Annotated in this window: 19 protein-coding genes and 1 pseudogene; 5 read left to right on the forward strand and 15 right to left on the reverse strand. The window is 36.2% G+C overall.

From position 1 onward, the window contains the following. The 4 genes and pseudogenes from H1P_RS19260 to H1P_RS19275 form a co-directional block, all read right to left on the reverse strand. Positions 1–256, reverse strand: a 256-nt coding sequence (locus H1P_RS19260; protein WP_144870360.1) for an FAD-dependent oxidoreductase, incomplete at its 3' end; no start/stop codon positions are given. A 636-nt stretch (positions 257–892) separates the two neighbouring features. After that, positions 893–1,195 (reverse strand): annotated as a pseudogene (locus H1P_RS19265) (type III glutamate--ammonia ligase); the annotation flags it as partial. 62 nt (positions 1,196–1,257) lie between these two features. After that, a complete protein-coding gene (locus H1P_RS19270) occupies positions 1,258–1,998 on the reverse strand; it encodes a DUF7003 family protein (protein WP_144870364.1) in 741 nt (246 codons plus the stop codon). 26 nt (positions 1,999–2,024) lie between these two features. Beyond that, positions 2,025–3,074 carry an alpha/beta fold hydrolase gene (locus tag H1P_RS19275; protein WP_144870366.1) on the reverse strand — a complete coding sequence of 350 codons (1,050 nt, stop codon included), beginning with the start codon at positions 3,072–3,074 and terminating at the stop codon, positions 2,025–2,027. An 80-nt stretch (positions 3,075–3,154) separates the two neighbouring features. Between H1P_RS19275 and H1P_RS19280 the strand changes: the two genes are divergently transcribed. Continuing rightward, positions 3,155–3,424: a DUF3303 domain-containing protein gene (locus H1P_RS19280; protein WP_222427127.1), complete on the forward strand. Its 270-nt coding sequence runs from the start codon at positions 3,155–3,157 to the stop codon at positions 3,422–3,424. Between the two features lie 376 nt (positions 3,425–3,800). Here the strand turns inward: H1P_RS19280 and H1P_RS19285 are convergent, their stop codons facing one another. After that, positions 3,801–4,727, reverse strand: coding sequence for a fatty acid desaturase (locus H1P_RS19285; protein ID WP_144870370.1), 927 nt, complete (start codon positions 4,725–4,727; stop codon positions 3,801–3,803). 103 nt (positions 4,728–4,830) lie between these two features. Between H1P_RS19285 and H1P_RS19290 the strand changes: the two genes are divergently transcribed. Then, the gene (locus H1P_RS19290) at positions 4,831–5,559 is read left to right on the forward strand and encodes a GntR family transcriptional regulator (protein ID WP_222427128.1); all 729 of its coding nucleotides are present in this window, start codon (positions 4,831–4,833) and stop codon (positions 5,557–5,559) included. Between the two features lie 18 nt (positions 5,560–5,577). Next, positions 5,578–5,727, forward strand: a complete 150-nt coding sequence (locus tag H1P_RS36285) for a hypothetical protein (protein ID WP_186376044.1) — start codon at positions 5,578–5,580, stop codon at positions 5,725–5,727. A gap of 240 nt (positions 5,728–5,967) precedes the next feature. Here H1P_RS36285 and H1P_RS19295 read toward each other — a convergent pair whose 3' ends face one another. Together H1P_RS19295 and H1P_RS19300 are read right to left on the reverse strand one after the other, a co-directional pair. Further along, positions 5,968–7,014 carry a hemolysin family protein gene (locus H1P_RS19295; RefSeq protein ID WP_144870372.1) on the reverse strand — a complete coding sequence of 349 codons (1,047 nt, stop codon included), beginning with the start codon at positions 7,012–7,014 and terminating at the stop codon, positions 5,968–5,970. Between the two features lie 41 nt (positions 7,015–7,055). Then, the gene (locus H1P_RS19300; RefSeq protein WP_144870374.1) at positions 7,056–9,998 is read right to left on the reverse strand and encodes a glycerol-3-phosphate acyltransferase; all 2,943 of its coding nucleotides are present in this window, start codon (positions 9,996–9,998) and stop codon (positions 7,056–7,058) included. 392 nt (positions 9,999–10,390) lie between these two features. Between H1P_RS19300 and H1P_RS19305 the strand changes: the two genes are divergently transcribed. Next, positions 10,391–10,939 (forward strand): Uma2 family endonuclease, encoded by a 549-nt coding sequence (locus tag H1P_RS19305; protein WP_144870376.1) that lies wholly within the window; start codon positions 10,391–10,393, stop codon positions 10,937–10,939. Positions 10,940–11,001: 62 nt separating this feature from the next. On the opposite strand, the gene H1P_RS19310 is transcribed toward H1P_RS19305, so the two are convergent. The 3 genes from H1P_RS19310 to H1P_RS19320 all read right to left on the reverse strand — a co-directional run bounded on the left by H1P_RS19310 (position 11,002) and on the right by H1P_RS19320 (position 12,923). Beyond that, positions 11,002–11,691, reverse strand: a complete 690-nt coding sequence (locus H1P_RS19310) for a DUF4230 domain-containing protein (protein WP_144870378.1) — start codon at positions 11,689–11,691, stop codon at positions 11,002–11,004. 116 nt (positions 11,692–11,807) lie between these two features. Further along, positions 11,808–12,398, reverse strand: coding sequence for an acyl carrier protein phosphodiesterase (locus H1P_RS19315; RefSeq protein ID WP_144870380.1), 591 nt, complete (start codon positions 12,396–12,398; stop codon positions 11,808–11,810). A gap of 186 nt (positions 12,399–12,584) precedes the next feature. Beyond that, positions 12,585–12,923: a hypothetical protein gene (locus H1P_RS19320; RefSeq protein WP_144870381.1), complete on the reverse strand. Its 339-nt coding sequence runs from the start codon at positions 12,921–12,923 to the stop codon at positions 12,585–12,587. Between the two features lie 381 nt (positions 12,924–13,304). Here H1P_RS19320 and H1P_RS19325 point away from each other — a divergent pair, with 381 nt between their 5' ends. Next, positions 13,305–14,072: a response regulator transcription factor gene (locus H1P_RS19325; RefSeq protein WP_144870383.1), complete on the forward strand. Its 768-nt coding sequence runs from the start codon at positions 13,305–13,307 to the stop codon at positions 14,070–14,072. A gap of 41 nt (positions 14,073–14,113) precedes the next feature. Here the strand turns inward: H1P_RS19325 and H1P_RS19330 are convergent, their stop codons facing one another. From H1P_RS19330 to H1P_RS19350, 5 genes are all read right to left on the reverse strand, one after another. After that, the gene (locus tag H1P_RS19330) at positions 14,114–14,734 is read right to left on the reverse strand and encodes a YdcF family protein (RefSeq protein ID WP_246141814.1); all 621 of its coding nucleotides are present in this window, start codon (positions 14,732–14,734) and stop codon (positions 14,114–14,116) included. A 188-nt stretch (positions 14,735–14,922) separates the two neighbouring features. Continuing rightward, positions 14,923–15,159, reverse strand: coding sequence for a NifU family protein (locus H1P_RS19335; protein WP_144870385.1), 237 nt, complete (start codon positions 15,157–15,159; stop codon positions 14,923–14,925). A 411-nt stretch (positions 15,160–15,570) separates the two neighbouring features. Then, positions 15,571–16,914 (reverse strand): cytochrome P450, encoded by a 1,344-nt coding sequence (locus tag H1P_RS19340; protein WP_144870387.1) that lies wholly within the window; start codon positions 16,912–16,914, stop codon positions 15,571–15,573. A gap of 200 nt (positions 16,915–17,114) precedes the next feature. After that, complete coding sequence (locus H1P_RS19345; RefSeq protein WP_144870389.1) at positions 17,115–17,795, reverse strand: hypothetical protein; 681 nt, start codon at positions 17,793–17,795, stop codon at positions 17,115–17,117. A gap of 24 nt (positions 17,796–17,819) precedes the next feature. Next, a complete protein-coding gene (locus tag H1P_RS19350; RefSeq protein WP_144870391.1) occupies positions 17,820–18,572 on the reverse strand; it encodes a hypothetical protein in 753 nt (250 codons plus the stop codon). Positions 18,573–18,876 lie beyond the last annotated feature (304 nt).

Raw genomic sequence — 18,876 nt, forward strand, 5'->3', positions numbered from 1 at the left:
CCTCTCCCATCAGCACTTCAATATTTTTGTTGCGCTTTAAGATTCCCCGCAGAGGAGAACTAATATTAGTGGGAGATATACCGCCAGTAGCCACTTGGTAAAGCAGTGGCTGAAAGACATGAAAGTTGCGTTTATCAATCAGGGTGACTTTGACTGCTCCTTTAGCAAGAGTTTGTGCTGCATAAAGCCCACCAAATCCTCCACCGATAATGACGACATGATGAACAGATGTTGTTTTGTTTTCGGGAAAGCTCAAGTTATCTATCTCCTAATCAGTTTCATTTATGACTCTTTTAAAGTAGTTAAATAAAAATTATAATAAAGTATAAATAGTTACTAGAATTAGCCTTACACTTAATTGTCAATCTATCCGTTATTCGTGTATATCTTAATGATTAAATAATTTATACAAAGAATATATAGCAATCAAATAGACATAAAATAGATCGAAACAAATAAAAAAGCTAAACAATATATTTATAAATATCCAAAAAAGACTTAAAAACAAGTAAAATTAAAATAATAGTGAATTGAACAGAGTGAAGAGAAGTAAATAAGAACTTAAAGAAGCTGAAGGGTATATACGATCAGGTACTAGAAGATAAAAGGCAATAAAAAAGAAATAAAAATTAAAGAACAGTAGGGTAAAAGCTTAAATTAAGCTTAAGAGAGGAAGAGAAAATGACATGGGCTTCAGAAGATTAGTCTCCTTATTCCTCATGGTTGAAGACTTTGCAGCATAATCACCAGAATTACATTAATAAAATAAAATAGAAAGTAACAGTAAATTAAATAAAATAAAGAGAAGTATAGTAATTCCAAGTAGAATCCATAAGTTTTTTAGTACGACTTTTCATCTTTCATCCTGTCTTGGTCAGTGTTTCCAAGGGGCTGATTCCGTCGTCGCACCGACGTAGCTGTTATTATTAGAGCGATCGCTAGAGTCGATTTGACGCTCGATATCGTCTAATCCTGCTGCAATAATGGCTGCGGGAAGTAGATAGGGGTTGGCTGCACCATCAGCTAGCCGAAATTCAAATCTGCCAATATCGGGAATACGAATCATGTGGGTGCGATTGTTGCCACTATAACTAATGGTATTGGGCGATCGAGTTGCATCCGCTCTTGTATTGGGTGCATTAATCCGTTTGTAAGAGTTAATCGCAGGATTTGTAAACGCACATAAAGCGATCGCTAGTTAATTCTGATATTAACACTGTTCAGTCTAGCCTTTATTCTAAGGCGATCGCCATTAAGTTATAATCTACCACCCCCAAGCCAATTAATCCAATTAGTATTGGATGGTTGTGTGGGATTGTAATACTTGGTATCTCCAGTGGAGAGGACTTTTGCTAATTGTTGAAAGGTTTCAGAATTACTTGCAAGTTTCCCATTTATAAGATCTGGATGATTCCATTCTTCAAGTTGAAGTATTTGCTTCATCTCTGGTAAAACGCTAATTCTTCTTTCCTGTTCAGTCGCCAGCACTTTATTTCGTGCAGTAGCAGCTAAAAATCGACAAAACTCAAAAGTTTGTACCTTTGATTCTTCTAATTGAATTTTGCAAGTTCGATAATCTTCTGGTGTTGGTAGATTATATTTTTCGCCTCGTAAAACGAACTGACCATTATCTAATACAAACTCCCTATCTTCAGGATCTATCCACTCTTCTCCATCATCTTCAATAGGATCGATAAAGCGTGATTCATTGTGTGGCTGAAATAAAAGATAGTCTTCGTAGTCTTGACGATTGCGATAACGCTCTGGTTTGTCTCGATTATATAAGCGACTTGCAAAAGTATAAATGTGAGTATTGGGTGTACCAGATCTTGGAGAAAATCCGAATACTTCAATTACCAATGCCCAATCTAGACCCGATCTATAAAGAGATAATCTAGTTGCTGCTAAATATATATAGCCATTATCCAGCATAGGAAAAGTGTACGATTCACAGCATCGATCCAAGATAGACAATATTCGCTCTGGTTTCCAATCCATACTTGATAGTTTAGTTAGATACTTGGCTATTTAACGGGCTTTAATAGTTTTGCTACTGCTTCAGTAATAAAGGCTTCATCTTCGGGATTTTGATAGGGATTTCCTGCACGATGTCCCCAAATTGAAGGGATAGGCAGATACTCAGCATTAGGAATTAAATTAGCTTCTGCTTGACAGTCTTCAGGAGTAAAATATAAATCCGTTTCTGCTGGCATTACTAAAGTTTTGGCGGTAATTGACGAGAGTGCTTGTTGATAATCTCCTTTGTAAGTTGGGTTATTACTGACATCACAATGCAACCATGTATCAATCATTGCCAGTAAATCATGGGGATCGCGTTTGCGGTAATTGGCTTCCCAACCTCGTAATAGGTAGTCTTCTAAAGAGTCGTAACCAAACTGATAATAAAGTCCTTCACGATAGTAGGCTTGGGATGCTGCCCAACTTGCATAGATACGAGCAAAAGCTCTATAACCGCGCTCTGGGATGTCTTCAAACTCATTACCATTCCAAGCAGGATCGGCTGTTAGGGCAGTGCGTAAACTTTGTAAGAAAATTGTATTATGATCGGTAGTCTTGGCTGTACCACATAAAGCAGCAATTCGCTTGACGCATTCAGGATACAATGCTCCCCAATGATAAGCCTGTTGCGCCCCCATTGACCAACCATAAACCAAAGCCAGCTTTTCAATTCCTAGACTGTCTAATAATTTTTTTTGAGCGCGGACATTATCGAGATGGGTAAACCAAAACCCTGATTCTGCTAATTTACAGGCTTGATTATTACTAGGAGAACTAGATAAGCCATTACCAAACATATTGGGGATAATAATAAAGTATTGGCTGGGATCGAGAATACCGTCAGAGCGAATTAACCATTCAATATCTGTGTGTTGCGCCCCGTAGGAGGTGGGATACAAAATCACGTTAGGGCTCATTGTCCGCAGTGCTTTGCCTTTGGTAAGACCTTTATTTAATTCCCCATAAGTTTTATATACTATTGTTGCTTCGGGTAAGTTCACTCCGCATTGTAGGGGAAAATCTTTAATTATGAATTTATAAGCATTATCTTTCATCTTGCTTGAAACATTAAATCAGTTAGAAAAATTAAAAACTTTGATGCTCTTAAAAAAGGACAAAAACAAAAATGTTATTTATGGTTGTCGAACACTTTAAAGATGATAAAAACAAAGATATATATCCCCTTTTGCAAAAAAAATCACGTATAATGCCTGACGGCTTGAAATATTTAGATAGCTGGATTTCCGCCGATTTCAGTCGATGTTTTCAACTGATCGAATGTGACGATACCGATCTATTTCAGGAATGGGTTTCACAGTGGCAAGATTTATTTGAATTAGAGATTATCCCTGTGGTTACATCAAAGAATACGATTAAAATCGTTACTACGTCGCCATCACATTAGCCTGGTTTGATATCTTTATTGTATCTGTTTTTGCGATCTCGCTTTTAACCCCAGTAAAGGCAGATAAAGCCCCAGAAAATAAACTTATGACTGTATAAATACTTTAGAATTGACAACGAGTAGGGGACAAAAAATCAAAAGTCAACACTCACGCTTGGTTGCTCGTCAAAAGTTGCACCTCGTCTTCTTTGAGGTAGAAGATTCTAGAAGATTCAGGAAAGTTTCCTCGTGCTTAAAGGTTACAAGAGCAGGCGAAAATGTCCTTAGTTAAAGGAAAACGGACGAAGTTAGAGGTGCAAGTTCCTTCCTTGGTTGCAAGTAATCATCCCTCATCCCTCGTTCCTCACCCCTTACTTGACTCTCATTAACTAGCTGATTAAAAAGATGTCAATATGTCTCGATGTACTTTTAAATAACCACTCTCGATTACTGTAAAATTCTCCTTTAACTGCTGATGTGCTTGAGGTAAAGCATGAAAGGGAATAGAAGGATAAAGATGATGTTCGGCATGAAAGGGAATATTCCACACCATAAATTTGAGAGGAAACCAGGTTAAAGTAGTGCGGGTGTTAGTCAAAGGATTACTATCATTAGTACATCCTGTATGTTCGGCTAAGAGAATAAATCTTAAAATTGGTTGTCCTAGGGCTAAAGGTAGTAACCAAAGGGTTAAAAACCAAGGTTGATGGAAGATTAGAGAAATAGCGATCGCCATACCATAAACTCCCAGTTGTAAACGTGTCGATCTGATGACCTCATCTCGTGCATCTTCGGCAAGATAAAAACAATCTTCTAATTTCCCTGTGGCTACACGATAATGGGTTTTGAATTTGCCAATCCACCAGTTTAAACCGCTAATTTCTGCTACGTATTCTTTAAAGTTAGTCGGTTTAGTATCTTCTAATTCGGGGTCTTTTCCCTTAACTTGAGCATAACGATGATGCCATTTGTGATAGCGACGGTAAAAATCGCTGTTGTAAAATGATAATAATCCAGCTATCCAAGCAACTAGATCATTGAGACGATTATTCGCAAAAGCTGTCCGATGAGAACTTTCGTGTAAGGGTGCAAACATGGCAGCAAAACTAAAACCGTAGATGATTAAAGCGGGTATTTTAATTAACCAATTATCTGCCGTTGTCCATAAGTATCCACTACTTACCATCACACAGATATGTCCTACTAGCTGGATTAATCCTCGCCAATCAGAACGAGCATTTAAGGTTTTTAACTCTGGTGAATTTAAGATTTGTTTTGACTTATAACTAGATTTTGCTGATTTAGTCTTAACTTGACTATTCATCCTTTTGACTCTATTTATTACTTGTTATAACCAGTTTTCAATTAACAAGATTATAGCAACTTGTTATAATAAATTAGTCACATTAGTTACCAATTAAGTAAATTTGACAAGATCGCAAAAGCAAATACCACTTCATCTCAATATTTCCGAACAGATACAACAGCGAATTATTAGTGGTTATTATTTACCAGGAACTAAATTACCCAGTGAAAGAAAATTAATTGAAGAATGGAAAGTCAGCCGAATTACTATCAGAAGAGCGATCGCTAATTTAGTTCAACAAGGTTTAGTAACTACCCATCAAGGGAAGGGAGCATTTGTTACTGAGAAGCATAAAGTGGCTTATACTCTTTCTAGTCCTCTAACGTTTCTGCAAAATGACCTAGCAAACAAAGGAATCGGACTGTCGCTGCAAAATATAACCTTTGAGCTTGTTACCGCAACCGCAGAATTACAAAAAATACTACAATTACCCTCAAATAATCCCACTGCTTATTTACAAAAAAAACTCTTGCTAACAGATAACGTACCTGGGGGCGTTGATATTACTTACATCTTGCCAGAAATAGGTCAAAAGCTAGCAACAGAGTTGAAACAAAACATGACTTTTCCTGTTTTAGAGCGCAATAATTGGAAAATCGAGCGTGTTGCAGCAATCATCGAATGTACCAATGCCAATCTCGAACTTAGTGAATATTTAGATGTATCTTTAGGTCATCCTTTACTAGTTTATCGCCACACTGCTTATACAACCCACAATCATCCTCTAGTCCATGGAGAAACGATTTCCAGAGGCGATCGCTTTTGTTATTCAGTGGAGCAATTTAGTTGATTTTTTAGTTAAAAATTGATGCTTGAAAATAGCGAGATCGCCGTTGGCGAGGCGCGTTGCGGACAGCTAAGCTGCTGCGAAGCAGACCGCAGATGTAATGAAATGAGTAATTGTCTAGTTTATAGCCTGGGTAGTAGAGAAAATATCAAAGTTTCTAACATACTATAAACACTATTTTCAAGGCAGTTCTATTAGTTAGGGTGAAAGGAGACTAATCTACTTTGTGCTAACGATTAGGTAATTAAATTTAATTTAATCTTCTTCTATCAATCTCTGGTGTTTGATACTACAAATCTTGGTTAAAGAAAGCGCACCACAAGTAACAAGTTACTAATTTTGATTCGAGCTTGATTTTTGCAAGAAGTCTATTTTAAACATTCTATCCAACAACATCTTGCCATACTTTTTTTAGCTTTCTCCCACAATTCCTTTAGCTTCTAGTAGTTTTTGGCGTTTTTTCCGTGCAATCACCTGCAAATCGATACTGCGGTCTGTTTCGTCAACAATTTCTCCTGTTAAAACTTCTAACACATCTTCTAAAGTAACTACACCTGCAACTCCGCCATATTCATCTAAAACTACGGCTAAATGTTCCCTATTATCTTGAAAAGATTTTAGTAGTTTATCAGAGCGAACCGTATCAGGAACAAAGGTAACTTCTCGTTTTAATTCTGCTACAGTTTTGTCTTGTTTGCCATCAATTAAAGCCATCAATAAGTTATCTTTTAAAACTAAGCCTAAAACGTCATCAATAGTTTCCCCAGTAACTAAAATACGGGAATGTTGAGAGGTAATAATTTCTGGTTGACATTCTGCTAAAGTCAAATGTCCTTTAAGAGAAGTAATAACAACTCTAGGAGACATCAAATCGGAAGCGGTTAAATCATTGAGTTGAAAAACTCTTTGAATCATTTCTGCTTCGTCATCTTCTATTGCGCCTTCTTGAAAACCAATTTTAGTTAAAAATTTAATTTCTGCTTCGTTAGTGGTTTGCAGTCTTCTACCTTTCGTTACAGGAGAAGTTATAAGCTCAATTGACACCACAAGAGGGGTAAACAAGACTGTAATTAGTTTAACAGGAATCGCGATCGCCAGCGAAATTCTTTCTGCATAACGTTCACTTAATGTCTTAGGAAATATCTCCCCGAAGATGATGACTAAAAAGGTTAAAATCCCTGAAAAGACACCCAACCAAGTATCACCTAAAACTTTAGTTGCCAAACTCCCAATAACAATACTGCCTACAATATTAAAGATATTATTGAGAATTACAATAGTGGCGATCGGTCTGTTAATCTTATTACGAATCCCTAGTAAAGCCAAAGCAGGAGGGGTTTTAGTTTGAGCTAATTGTCTAACTCGAATTGCAGAGACAGATAAAAGAGCGGTTTCTGCACCAGAACAAATCGCTGAGCCAATGATAACAATAATTACCGCAATAATAAGAGCAGACATTTAGGGATTTTAATTTTATAAAGCTAATATTAATATATAGATTAATCTAAAATTTCCACTATTCCAGTTTGACCATTAATTCTGACTTTTTTACCATCATGTAGTAATTGAGTAGCATAAGGAATATCCATAACTGCGGGAATACCATATTCGCGAGCGATAATTGCACCGTGGGAAAGTCTACCACCCACCTCAGCGATTAAACCTCCTGCGAGGGCTAGCAAAGGAGACCAACCTGCGTCGGTATAGGGTACAACTAAGATAGTTTTTTTATCGATATTTTGGATATTTTGCTGTAAATTAGATACTACTTTAATTGTGCCTTCGATTTGTCCTTGACTTGTACCAATTCCTGAAAGGACATTGCTGGTGGTTAATATAAGGGGATTTATTTTTAAGAGGGAAGTATCGGGATTACCATAAACTAAGTAAGGAATAATCTTTAGTTTTGATTCTTGTTCCCATTTTTGTTTGCGAGAGTCAATAATATTTTTAATATCTGGTGTATTTATGTTAGCGACTATCTCTTTGATTTCGGTTAGCTTTAAAAAAAAGATATCACCTGCTTCTAGTAAAATATCTTCTGATAACCAGGTAGTTTCTAATACTAATAAACTCCAACGTAGATGAGCTAATAATTTATTATATACCTCGCTAACTTTTCCTTTAAGATTCAGACGAGTTTGTACCAGTTTATCTAACCAAGAAATAGTAGATTGTGTGCTTACTGTTTTGGCTTTTTCACAAGCGACAGTATCAAAGAAAAATCGGGAAAACATTTGTCTAACAGGGCGAGGATTATCTAACCAACGAGGAATAGCAATATCTGTGGCGACATCTCCTAAATAGCCGTATTGAGCTAACCAGTGATTAAAGCGATTTAAAATAGATTCTCCTTCCGTATTTTCAGCTAAATAAGCAAATAAGGAGGCGCAAGAATTCATGGTAATTTGTTCTTTAGCTATTAATTTCCGTGTATCCGCAGCAATAATCGCTAAAGCTTGCATCGAGGTAATTTCTGGAGTTTGGCTATTATCTAAATCTTCAAGGGATACTTTGAGTAATCCCTGTCTGATGGCAAAACTGAGAGGCGCGAGAATGCTGTAATAAGTTGCTTGTTCTAAAGCTTCGATAATAATATCAACTCTAGCTATAATTTCAGTTGCAGTTAAGTCTTGAGTCTGATTTTCAGTTAATTCTGTTAATAACGGCTCAAATTTTTGTTGATAATCGCGCTTAAAATCTGTTTCTAATTGCCATTCTCTTTGTAACAATCGCCATAACCCAGGGATATTTTTAATAGTAGAAATAATCGGCGGTTTACTAAATTTTTCCCCTCTGGTAAGAAATTCTAAACTTTCTGGAGGTAAACCCATACGAAGAAAGATATTTCCTAAGAGAGAAGCATTAAAATAAGCGCGATCGTAATGTAAAGTAGCAGTCTGGTTAAAATCTAAATCCCGTGCTTTTTTGCCTAAAACAATCGTAAAAAGTTCTCCCCACACGCCACAGGTAAGAGGCTGATTAATCGACCAGGTTAAAGGATGAATTTGCCCTGGTATAACTTCAGAAGCTATTTTACGAGTCCAAATCGTCTCTAAAGTTGTGATGGGGCGTACTTGTAATAACCATAATTGCTCCCCATCATGTGTCCATTCAATATCTTGGGGAGTACCACGAAAAATTTCTTCCATTTCCCTAGCAAGTAAAGCCACAGACTCTAGAATATCTCTGGGAATACTATCTGCTATTTCATCGGGTTTAGGAGTAATCACAATTTGATTGGGAGTATTGCGATCGGGCGATCCTGAAGAGGGCAACTCTGGTAGAATTACCTGGTATCGTTGGGGTGTGAACTTTCCTGATACTACTTTAGTCGCATTTCCTGGTAAAGCTTCGATCGCTACTCCATTATTTAAACTATTTACAGGATCGCGACTGAACGCTACACCACTATACACTCCTGCAATCTGTTCCTGTACTAATACCGCCATTCCCCCTGCTTCCTGCTGATTCTTTTGACGGTAACTTTGGGCAGATTTGGCTAAATAAGATGCTTGACAGTCTAAAATCGCTGTTTTCAAGGCTTCTTTACTAGCTATATGCAAAATACTTAAATACTGCCCCGCAGCCGAGGCTGATTCGCTATCTTCATCTAATGCCGAGGAACGTACTACTAAAGGTTGTTCGGGGGATGGTTGTAAATAATTCACCAACGCCTGAGCATCTTCCCCTGGAGACAATACCCAACCATCAGGGACAGTGTAACCCATTCCTTTAACCAGTGCTAGATTGGCTGCTTTTGAGCCTACTTTATTACGATCTAACTTACTATCTAAAGAAACAATATTCTTTTCAGCTTGAAAAAAACGAAATACTTTACTTGATTGTGTATGCACTTTGTTTGGAGATAAATCTAAATCGTCTGGTATCTGTTGATAAATCCACCACAGTAAACCACTTAAAGAAATAGCTGCAACCCAATACTCTGGATTGTTAGGATGGAATAAACCAATAACTATCGCCAATATAACCAATATTCCTATCTTACCCTTTTGGCGATCGCGATTAATCGTAAAACTAACTCCGCCTAGCAAAATCGTGATTGCAAAAACCCTGATATCGTGTGCCAAAATTCCCCAGGTAACATTGGTAGTACCCGCACCCTTTCCCATCCAATAACGCCCCATTACCAAACCAATTAAAGCCAGTAATTCCCAAACTGAAGCCCTAGGAAAAAACATCCGTGTCAGCAACACTGCAATAATTCCTTTTGCTGCTTCAGAAATTACAGCTAAAATTCCCGCTACTTTGCCACCGTGATAGAAAGCAGCAGACACCGAAACATTACCAGTTCCCATTTTAGTTAATTGACGACCAGTGAGAGCGTAGGTAATCCAATCAATTAGGGGTAATCCTCCTAATAGGGGACAGACAATAAATACAATTAAAGAACCCCATATAGGAGCGAAAGTGCTATCCATAAATTCAGTTATCACCTTACCAGTTAGCAATTACCAGTTACCAGTCAAAATCAGGAAGGAGGAACTAGGATTAGTTTTAAAAAAGCCAGAAAGCTCTACCAAACCTTTGAGGAAGATTTTTCCTGACTCCTTGTTCCTTATAAAGTTTCTTACTCGTTGTTCCTTCGAGGGCGAAGGATGCGGTCACCAGTTATCAGCTTTATTGATAGTATATTGAAACTATTTTTTCTTGTAATATTGTTATAAGTTGATGTAATTTTAGTTTTAATTTGCCTGTAAGTTCAATTAGTAATTTTTATGATACTGGAAAAATATTGAGGGATAAATAATCTTTAGCAATCAGGAAATCTACAATCAAGTTAGAGCCGTTAATCATTAAGAAGATAAAAGTTATGACAACTTTAGCTAAATGGACTCTCCAAGACTATCATCGCATGATTGAAGTGGGCATACTATGCGATCGCCATGTCGAATTAATTGAGGGAAAAATAATTGAAATGGCACCAGAGAAACCTTTACATCGCTTTACTAACCACAGCATAGCCAAATATTTACGTCAATTACTAGCAGGAAAAGCCGAAGTATTTGAAGCCCATCCTATTACTTTGAGTAACTCTGAACCAGAACCAGATGTAGCTATTGTCAGTTTACCTGAGATTAAATATTTAACCCGTCATCCTAATGCACAGGATATTTACTGGTTAATAGAAATTTCCGATTCTACTTTGAATTACGATCTAACAACTAAAAAACAACTTTATGCCAAAGAAGGTATTGCAGAATACTGGGTGATTAATTTGCAAAAAAAAGCAATTCATGTATTTCGTCAACCTATAGACAATAATTATAATGTTAAGTCAGAATTTATAGAAGGTAAAATTACACCTTTATCTTTTAGTAATATTGAGATAGAAGTAAATCAAATTTTAATTGATAGCTAAGCATTAATCTTTAATCAAAGTAGTTACAGATTAACTACTCTCTGTTACTGTAATATACTTATTTATTGGCATGATGAGGATAACTCAGTATTTAGATTAATCTCAATTTCTCGCTCGTTAGTAACAGCTAAAAATTGCGCAATCGCTTCTTGTGCTTTCTCGTTAGCCGTATCTAAAATTCCCTCATTACAAGCAGTAGTCACAATCTTATTTAAAGTTTTTTGTTGTGCTAAAGTTTGCAATTGGGGTGCAACATCGGGTCCTAAATTGAGAAAACCACGATCGTAATGGTATACCTGGGAATTATTAACGTCTATTTTGCTGTCTAAAATTTCTGCTGGAGGAATTGCGATCGCAATTTTATTTTCACTTACTTCAACATCTTCTATGGTTATCTCACTTAAATCGATTCCTGCTTTGACTTCTCCCCTTGCTAAATAGAGTAACTTGGTAGTGGCGACTGTCCAATTTTCCCCTAAAGTGCGCTCGGCTGAAGTGGGTATAATAGTCTCCATCTTATAAGTAGCCGTGGTCAATTCTTGCATACTCTGAATTTGTTTGAGTAACAATGCCGAATCTTCTACTTGTAACTTTGTGGGTTGGGGTTGTAAGATATTTTCCAAAGCCAGCAAAAAGCGATCGCTAGTTTTCTGGATCGTCAAGAAAACCGCCAAGATCGCGATTAAACCGCCTCCTGTACCTAAGAAGAGAATTTTTTTAATTACAGAGAGGGAAGATTTAGCGAGCGTCATAATTGTTCGTAACAGAGTGCTATTTTAAAATTATAAAATTAAAAATATATTGAGTTGTGGTTAATTTTTTAGTCTATCTTTTGTAAAAAGGTTAACTCAAGCAATAAAAAAAATATTTAACAACATTGATTATCTAAATAAGCAATAATTTCAGGAAAAAATTCTAGAAAATCTTGTTCTAGCTCATTATAATTAGCTTCTAATTGTTCTAAAAAAGAATTAACTACAAAATCATCTTGATGCTTGAACGGCAATTTTGCTCTAATTCTTTTTAAACTTGCCTCTACGCCATAAATATAATAAAAAGATCCTAACCAATCTTGCTCCATCATTCTGTGGATAACCATCCTAGGAAAAACAGGTATTATATCCCAATACTCGTAAAAAGAATCATATACTTCGTGAGTAAAAATATCCAAACTATCTTGAGAATATTTTTGCCAATTTGTTGCTAAAAAATGATCGTAAAAAACATCAATTAATACAGGACTATATCTTCTATGATTTTCATTAATTCTTTGCTTACTACGTCTAAAAATAAGATGCTTATCTGTAAAAGAATCAATTAATAAATGACATTTAATCCCTGTTTGAAAACAAGAATTTAACTCTTGTCTCTCTTTGCCTTTAACTAAATCTCCTAGGAGATTACCCAAACGATGTGCGCCATTAGGTTCTGATAAAAACAAATGAGCCAACCAATTCATAAATTAATTAATTAAATAAATATTTATATTGTGTTAATTGTAACAAGATAAGCTCACCAATAGCTGGGAGCTTGATAAAAAAAGTGGGTTTTGACCCACTTTAAATCTCAAAACAGCAATTAATGTATTTAACAACACATTAACCTGAAAAAACTATTAGGCAAAATTCAATGACTAAGATCAAGATTAATCAATGTATCCCATTAAAGTAGCAGCATCATCAATCTCGTTGGAAGCAACAGGACGATTTCCCATGACAGCGTAAGTTTCGCTAATTTGTAAACCACTTAATGCAATGGGACGATTACCAGAAATAGTTAAAGTGTTGCTAATTTCGATTCCACTTTTGGTTACAGGACGAGCAGAGCCTACAGAAGAATAAGTTCTGACTACATCTAAGTGACTAGGTTCAACTGGTCTGTTTTGGGGTAATGTTGTTTTTTGTGGTACTGACAAAGCTAAAGATTCAGGTGCTTCAGTCTCAGTAGTCTGATTGCCATTAGTTTCTACATTTTCTACGGTCATTGGTTTGTCTCCTTAATTTGAGCAACATCTAAGAACGAACCGCTTAGAGGCGGTTAAAGCACCGCTACAAAAAAGTAACGTTGATTATAAACAAGTTTTGATAATTTTTTTTATTTTCTTTTAATTATGCTTACCTAATTTTGACATTCTCTGGTTTTTGCAGCAATAGTTTTCCTACTTTATATTTAATTTCATTAACTTAATTAATTAATGCTGATTGATTATTCTTCCTCTTTGATGGCAGATCCCCAAATAGCTCTGAACCGCATTTTGGCTGTAATTCAATTCTTAGTAACCTTTGCTACAAAACACAGATAATAGCTCTGGTAGCCTTTAAGGCAATTAAAATTCGGCACAAACTTAGCTATTTTAAAAAATAAAGTGGGTTCGACACTAATATTAATAATAGAGGGTAATCCTCACTTACGTTCCTTGTTAGGTTGGCATTTGCAACAAGCTGGTTATACCGTTAAACAGTCTACCAACTTGCACCAGGGAAAAAACGTTTTTTCCCAATATCAACCGACATTAGTTATCGTAGATTCTGATTTGCCAGATGGAGGCGGTCTGCAAATGTGTCATTGGCTCTGTGAGCAACAAAAGCCTTTGATATTTATGCTATCTGCTCGTAACACCGAAAAAGATATTGTCACAGCTCTGAAAGCTGGTGCAGACGACTATTTAACTAAGCCGTTTGGGATGCAAGAGTTTCTAGCTAGAATCGAAGCCTTGGTTCGCAGGATGCGAGTTAATTGTGTTCCTCTATATTTAGATTATAAAGATTTAAAAATAGATTTGGTACAACGGCGAGTTCAGGTACAAGGTAGCTTTGTAGAACTTACTCCACAAGAGTTTAGCTTACTGTATGTTTTAGCCCAGTCAGAAGGTAATGCTTTAAGCCGTTCCGAGTTATTACGTCGTGCTTGGCCAGATGAAATAGATAATCCTCGTACTGTGGATACTCATGTTTTATCACTGAGAAAGAAAATCGAACTACATCCCCGACAACCCTACCTAATACAAACCGTTAGAAATGTCGGATACAGGTTAAATCCTGATGTGATCGATGGCAGTAGTCCTGAGTTATCGGAATCCGATCTGGCGAACAATGGTTTTTCAACCATGCAAAGAGTATCTGTAGCCGAGTAGAGTGGTTTTCTGCCAAGATTAACTTTCTTGATTCACGACTTTTATTTTTTGAAAGCAGAGCCAGTGTAGCCAGTAGCTAACCACAAAATAGCTCTAGCTCCATCTCGTAAACACTTTTCTGGAGGTTCTGGTGGTGATTGAGAAGGAACAGAAATTGGTTTGATAGCTATACCGCGACTACCAAAGATAATTTCCCCTACGATACGAGCGCGAGGCATATGACTGTCTGAAGTGATTAAATACACGCTATCAATACCTCGATCTTTGAGTTTGTCTACTAAAGTGGTGAAGTTGCCAACTGTATCTTCTGCCTGATAATCTAAGTGTAAGCGATCGCTTGAAATACCTCGAAAGGTAAAAATCTTTGTGACGTAATCTTGAGGACTACCAGAAGAAACCCAAATATCTAGCTCAGGATGTTCTTTTGCTAAGTCTGCTGCAAATTTTTCTCTCGCTTCATGTCCTCCCAAGACAAAAACTGCTTCTGGTTGTGCAAGATAACCCTGTACTGTTCTGTAGCCAAACCAACCTGAAACAGCTAAAGCAGATACCAACAGCCATTTCCCAGCATTATGCTTAATTCCGATATCACTCAGGCGATCTTTTCTGGCTAAATGACGGCGATCGAATAACATAGAACGATAATTTAAAATCTTGCTCACTATTTGGGTTTAAACCCTTTTATGCAAAGCAATTATAGCTAAACTAATGTTCGATTTAACTAAACTCAGAATATTTACAGTATTGACACTTCCCGTATCTAGAAGCTAAAGGTATCCAGACGCACTTTTTCACTGAATCAAGGAATAAGAAGAAATTCAATTTTCCTCTTACTCCTGTCTGGTAATAATTACATTGCTTGTTCTACTTCTGCAATTTCAGGAATTTTTTCTCTTAAACGACGTTCTATACCCATTTTTAAAGTCATAGTAGAACTGGGGCAAGAACCGCAAGCACCTTGTAATCTTAGTTTTACAATGGGGCCATCAATCTCTACTAATTCAACGTTACCGCCATCAGAGATTAAATAAGGACGCAATTCGTCTAAGACGGTTTCTACATTATCAGAAGTTAGTGCTAACGCCATAGGATATCCTTTTGTAATTTGATATTTTGTATTCTGATCCTAGCGTTTTCAGGACATAGTTCGAGTAAATTGGTTAGAGTTTGGAGAAATTGACCAACGGTCACCGCAGCGATGCGCGGGGATGGGGGACTTTTAACTAAAAACAGTTAACAGTTGGGTGCATTAAGATAACTCAAATAAGTCCCCCTATCCACCCCCGCGTTATGCGGAGCGGTATCCGTGATAGGCGGAGTAAGACCCTAAAGGACTCGCTACACATCGCGCAAGGGAACGCGCATCAAGACAGGCTTCGGAGGGGCTGTCTCTTGAATCGCATTCAAGAGTTTATAAGCCCCGTTCTTTTTAAGGCGGAGTAACGGTGACTAATAGGCGATCGCCTATTAAAACTGTATTATGATATAAAGCAATTTTTTACTTTTTTTGCGTAATTTTCATGCTTAATTGGGGGGGAATCATTACTATCCCATGACGTTTGGGCTTGAGAGGCTTCGGCTTGACAATTTGTAACTCAAAATTGGTCATAATCGTAGCTAATACTATTTTCATTTCAAACTGAGCCAAACTAGCACCAAGACAACGACATTGACCGCCACCAAAAGGCAAGTATTCATAAGGAGAAAATTGATTTTGGAGAAATCTTTCTGGATTAAATTTATTTGGCTCTGGATAAACAGATTTTCTTCTATGAGCTAGATAGATAGAAACGTCAATTTTCGTATTAGGTTCAAGATCGTATTTTCCAATCTTTATTTTTTGTTTAACAGTTCGAGAAAAAGCACTTAAAGCAGGGGGAGTTATTCGCAAGGTTTCATTACATATTGCGCCCAAATAAGGTAAACGTACGACTGCCATTGGCTCAATATTATCGGAGGGGAAAACAAGCTCATCTAATAGCTTCTCTCGAACTTCTGGAATATAATGTACCCAATAAAGCATCCAAGACATAGCTGCTGCTGCCGTCTCAAAACCAGCAAAAATCAAGGTCATTATGGCATCACGAATTTCTCGCTCCGTCAATGACTGCTTATTTTCATTTTTAGCTAGTAAAAGTAATGAAAGTAAATTTTTTTCAAAGCTTTTTGGGGATTCTCTTTGCTTAATAATTTCAGCTTCAATTAAGATATCGAGTTTTTGTTGTAGCTGTTTAAAAGTTTTCCAAACACCTATTTCTATATTTAGAAAAATTGGAATAAAACGTGCTGTCAATAAATAACAAGCAAGTTGGGGAGAATCAAAACGATTAAATATTTTTATAATAGTTTGAGAAATTTGCTCGTCATTAAAAGAGTCTTTTGTTCCAAAAATAGAATAAAGAATTACTTTTAAAGAAATCTTTTTCATGGTAGAACGAACTTCAAATGAATCACCAGAGGTTAGATTAAGCATCGTATTCTTAGTCACATTAACAATTTCTCGACCACAATTTTCCAAGCTTTCTTTATGAAAAGAAGGGAGAATTAATTTCCTTTGTCTTTGATGTTCTTGTTCTGGAAGAAAAATTAATGAACTATCTCCTAAAAGAGTTTTTACTAACTCACTTTTTTGAACAGAACCTATAGCTTCAGGCGATGCAGTTAAAATAGCTTGAATAGCATCTGGACTACTAAAACTCACTGTATAGGGTTTTTTATTTCCTCCCAGCTTTAAAGTATCACCATATTTTTTAGACCATTTATCTAAAGAATCGGTGGGATTAAACAATATTTGTAACAGTTGCCAAAAGTAAGGCGATTTTGGCCCAGGAGGTAAATTCATAAATATTTTCAAGATTATAGAATTCAAAGTAGCAAAAAGATTAGTGCTTTGTTAGTCTTAAAGACTCCGATTAGGAAAGGCTTTTCTGGCTATTTCTTTGGTGGAAGACGGAATGGTTTTGATGATGATGTAACACTATAATTTTGTGACTCTTTAGGAATATATCAGTAGGTATTTGGCATTGTAAACCCCTGCATTAATCACCCAAAATATTGTAAAAGAAGCCAGCCTAATCTTCTTCTGTAAGTATTTTTAGAAAAGAAACCGAAGAGCAATTGCTGTAAAAGAAAAGAAGCTAAATATTTCTTAAAAATAAAGTTAATAGTCAAATATAATAAAAATAAAATTGCCACTAAAATAATTAGTTTAGGCGAAAAATTGAGCTTAAGAAAATAAAAGAATAAAGGTGCAATAATTAAAACTATAGCTAACGATAAACTCCAAGCTAATAAAGAATTTTTGCTCTTATATTTTAAATGAATGCGATCGCATATTTTTCCAATTAACCAATAATGACTAACTACTAAATCATTAAGTAAACGAGGCTTTTTTAAAAAGCTACGACAAAGTTGCTGAGATATTTTACCTTGAAGATCGATAATACTTTTGATAACAGCTATTTTTTGCTGTTTTCGTACATAATAGGTAGTAAAAGTTAAAGATAATTCTAAAGTAGTTTGATTTTGTAACAAACTATAATAACGAAGCTCGGCTAATAATTCTGGAGATAAATTTAACCGATTAAAACGTTGTCTTTGATTAATAATCTGTTCTAAATCGTTGGTTGTCAGATTAAAATTAATTTGAGTAGGAATTTTTTTTCCTGAAGCAATCTGTTTTTTTTTAATACTAATCCAAGAATCAGTTAGATTGAGAGTCATTTAAAATTGAACGTTGCTAAGTTGCTAAAACTTTTGTTGTCTTTGAATAATTTCTGTCACAAATTGGAATAATTTATGCCACTGTTTTGTTCCTGCTTCAACTCCTTTTTGATGTAATTTTACAATATCTTGTTGTTGAGGATGTTGAATAATTTCTGAAGCATAGCGATGACTAATTTTGCCATCTAATTGAATCACGGTATGAGCATAAGTAATATCAGAATGAATTGTATAATCACTTGGGACTGAAGCAGAAAATCTTAAATTACGCCGATCTAATGCTGTTTTAATATTTCCTAACTGACGCAAAATAGACTTAAAGCTAGGCTCTGCTAATAAATGATATAACACTCCATTCCCAGCAGCGGGATTAGAATTAACAGGAGATGGTAAACGAAATGGTAAGTTTTCCCAAGGGGTAGTATCTTGAGCTAACACAGGTAAATCTCTTTTGACATCTTGTGCTGTCTTCTCGCTATAGAAAATGCTATTTTCATCAGTCAAGAGTAGGGCATATTGTAATTCTAACTGACGGCGTAACCTTAAATAGCGATCGCATAAACTTTCATCTATCTCCAATTCCGCTAAATAAATCGGAGAAATTGAGTAAATTACTTGATAAACTTCGTAGGGGAGAAAAACATCTTCTGTTATCTCATCCACAATCATTGTACTTATCTCTACCCTAGAAACCTCTCCCAATAGTGAACTAATTGTATTAAGCCAACTATTGAAATTCTGCTTGGGAAAAGAATTTTGCTTATCTGGTTTTGTCACAGTGATAATTGTGCAAATTATGTTGGTGGTTGGTACGAGCGAGCGACCTTTCGTCCGTACAGTGGTTAGTTGTTGATTGATTGTTAGTCCACACCATTGACACAGCCTTTACGCAGATGATTGATCTGTGTTGGTTGTCTGTCTTCTTATCTCCTCATCTTCCCATTCTCATAAAGATAGGTTTTAAAAGAGCGACATAAACTCCCGAAATAAATTCTCAGGGCGTAAGTCTGAGCGAGAGGGATGGCGAGGTTGCCTTATGCCAATCACGGACTCACCGATGGTCGCGCGACGGCGAAGCCGA

The organism is Hyella patelloides LEGE 07179 (assembly GCF_900659865.1).
GTDB classification, from domain to species: Bacteria; Cyanobacteriota; Cyanobacteriia; order Cyanobacteriales; family Xenococcaceae; genus Hyella; species Hyella patelloides.

What these genes read in the sequence shown, in the direction of transcription:
- H1P_RS19270 (WP_144870364.1), bottom strand. Translation starts at nt 1,998, where the DNA reads ATGGATTGGAAACCAGAGCGAATATTGTCTATCTTGGATCGATGCTGT.
- H1P_RS19275 (WP_144870366.1), bottom strand. Translation starts at nt 3,074, where the DNA reads ATGAAAGATAATGCTTATAAATTCATAATTAAAGATTTTCCCCTACAA.
- H1P_RS19280 (WP_222427127.1), top strand. Translation starts at nt 3,155, where the DNA reads ATGGTTGTCGAACACTTTAAAGATGATAAAAACAAAGATATATATCCC.
- H1P_RS19285 (WP_144870370.1), bottom strand. Translation starts at nt 4,727, where the DNA reads ATGAATAGTCAAGTTAAGACTAAATCAGCAAAATCTAGTTATAAGTCA.
- H1P_RS36285 (WP_186376044.1), top strand. Translation starts at nt 5,578, where the DNA reads ATGCTTGAAAATAGCGAGATCGCCGTTGGCGAGGCGCGTTGCGGACAG.
- H1P_RS19295 (WP_144870372.1), bottom strand. Translation starts at nt 7,014, where the DNA reads ATGTCTGCTCTTATTATTGCGGTAATTATTGTTATCATTGGCTCAGCG.
- H1P_RS19300 (WP_144870374.1), bottom strand. Translation starts at nt 9,998, where the DNA reads ATGGATAGCACTTTCGCTCCTATATGGGGTTCTTTAATTGTATTTATT.
- H1P_RS19305 (WP_144870376.1), top strand. Translation starts at nt 10,391, where the DNA reads ATGACAACTTTAGCTAAATGGACTCTCCAAGACTATCATCGCATGATT.
- H1P_RS19310 (WP_144870378.1), bottom strand. Translation starts at nt 11,691, where the DNA reads ATGACGCTCGCTAAATCTTCCCTCTCTGTAATTAAAAAAATTCTCTTC.
- H1P_RS19315 (WP_144870380.1), bottom strand. Translation starts at nt 12,398, where the DNA reads ATGAATTGGTTGGCTCATTTGTTTTTATCAGAACCTAATGGCGCACAT.
- H1P_RS19320 (WP_144870381.1), bottom strand. Translation starts at nt 12,923, where the DNA reads ATGACCGTAGAAAATGTAGAAACTAATGGCAATCAGACTACTGAGACT.
- H1P_RS19335 (WP_144870385.1), bottom strand. Translation starts at nt 15,159, where the DNA reads ATGGCGTTAGCACTAACTTCTGATAATGTAGAAACCGTCTTAGACGAA.
- H1P_RS19340 (WP_144870387.1), bottom strand. Translation starts at nt 16,914, where the DNA reads ATGAATTTACCTCCTGGGCCAAAATCGCCTTACTTTTGGCAACTGTTA.
- H1P_RS19345 (WP_144870389.1), bottom strand. Translation starts at nt 17,795, where the DNA reads ATGACTCTCAATCTAACTGATTCTTGGATTAGTATTAAAAAAAAACAG.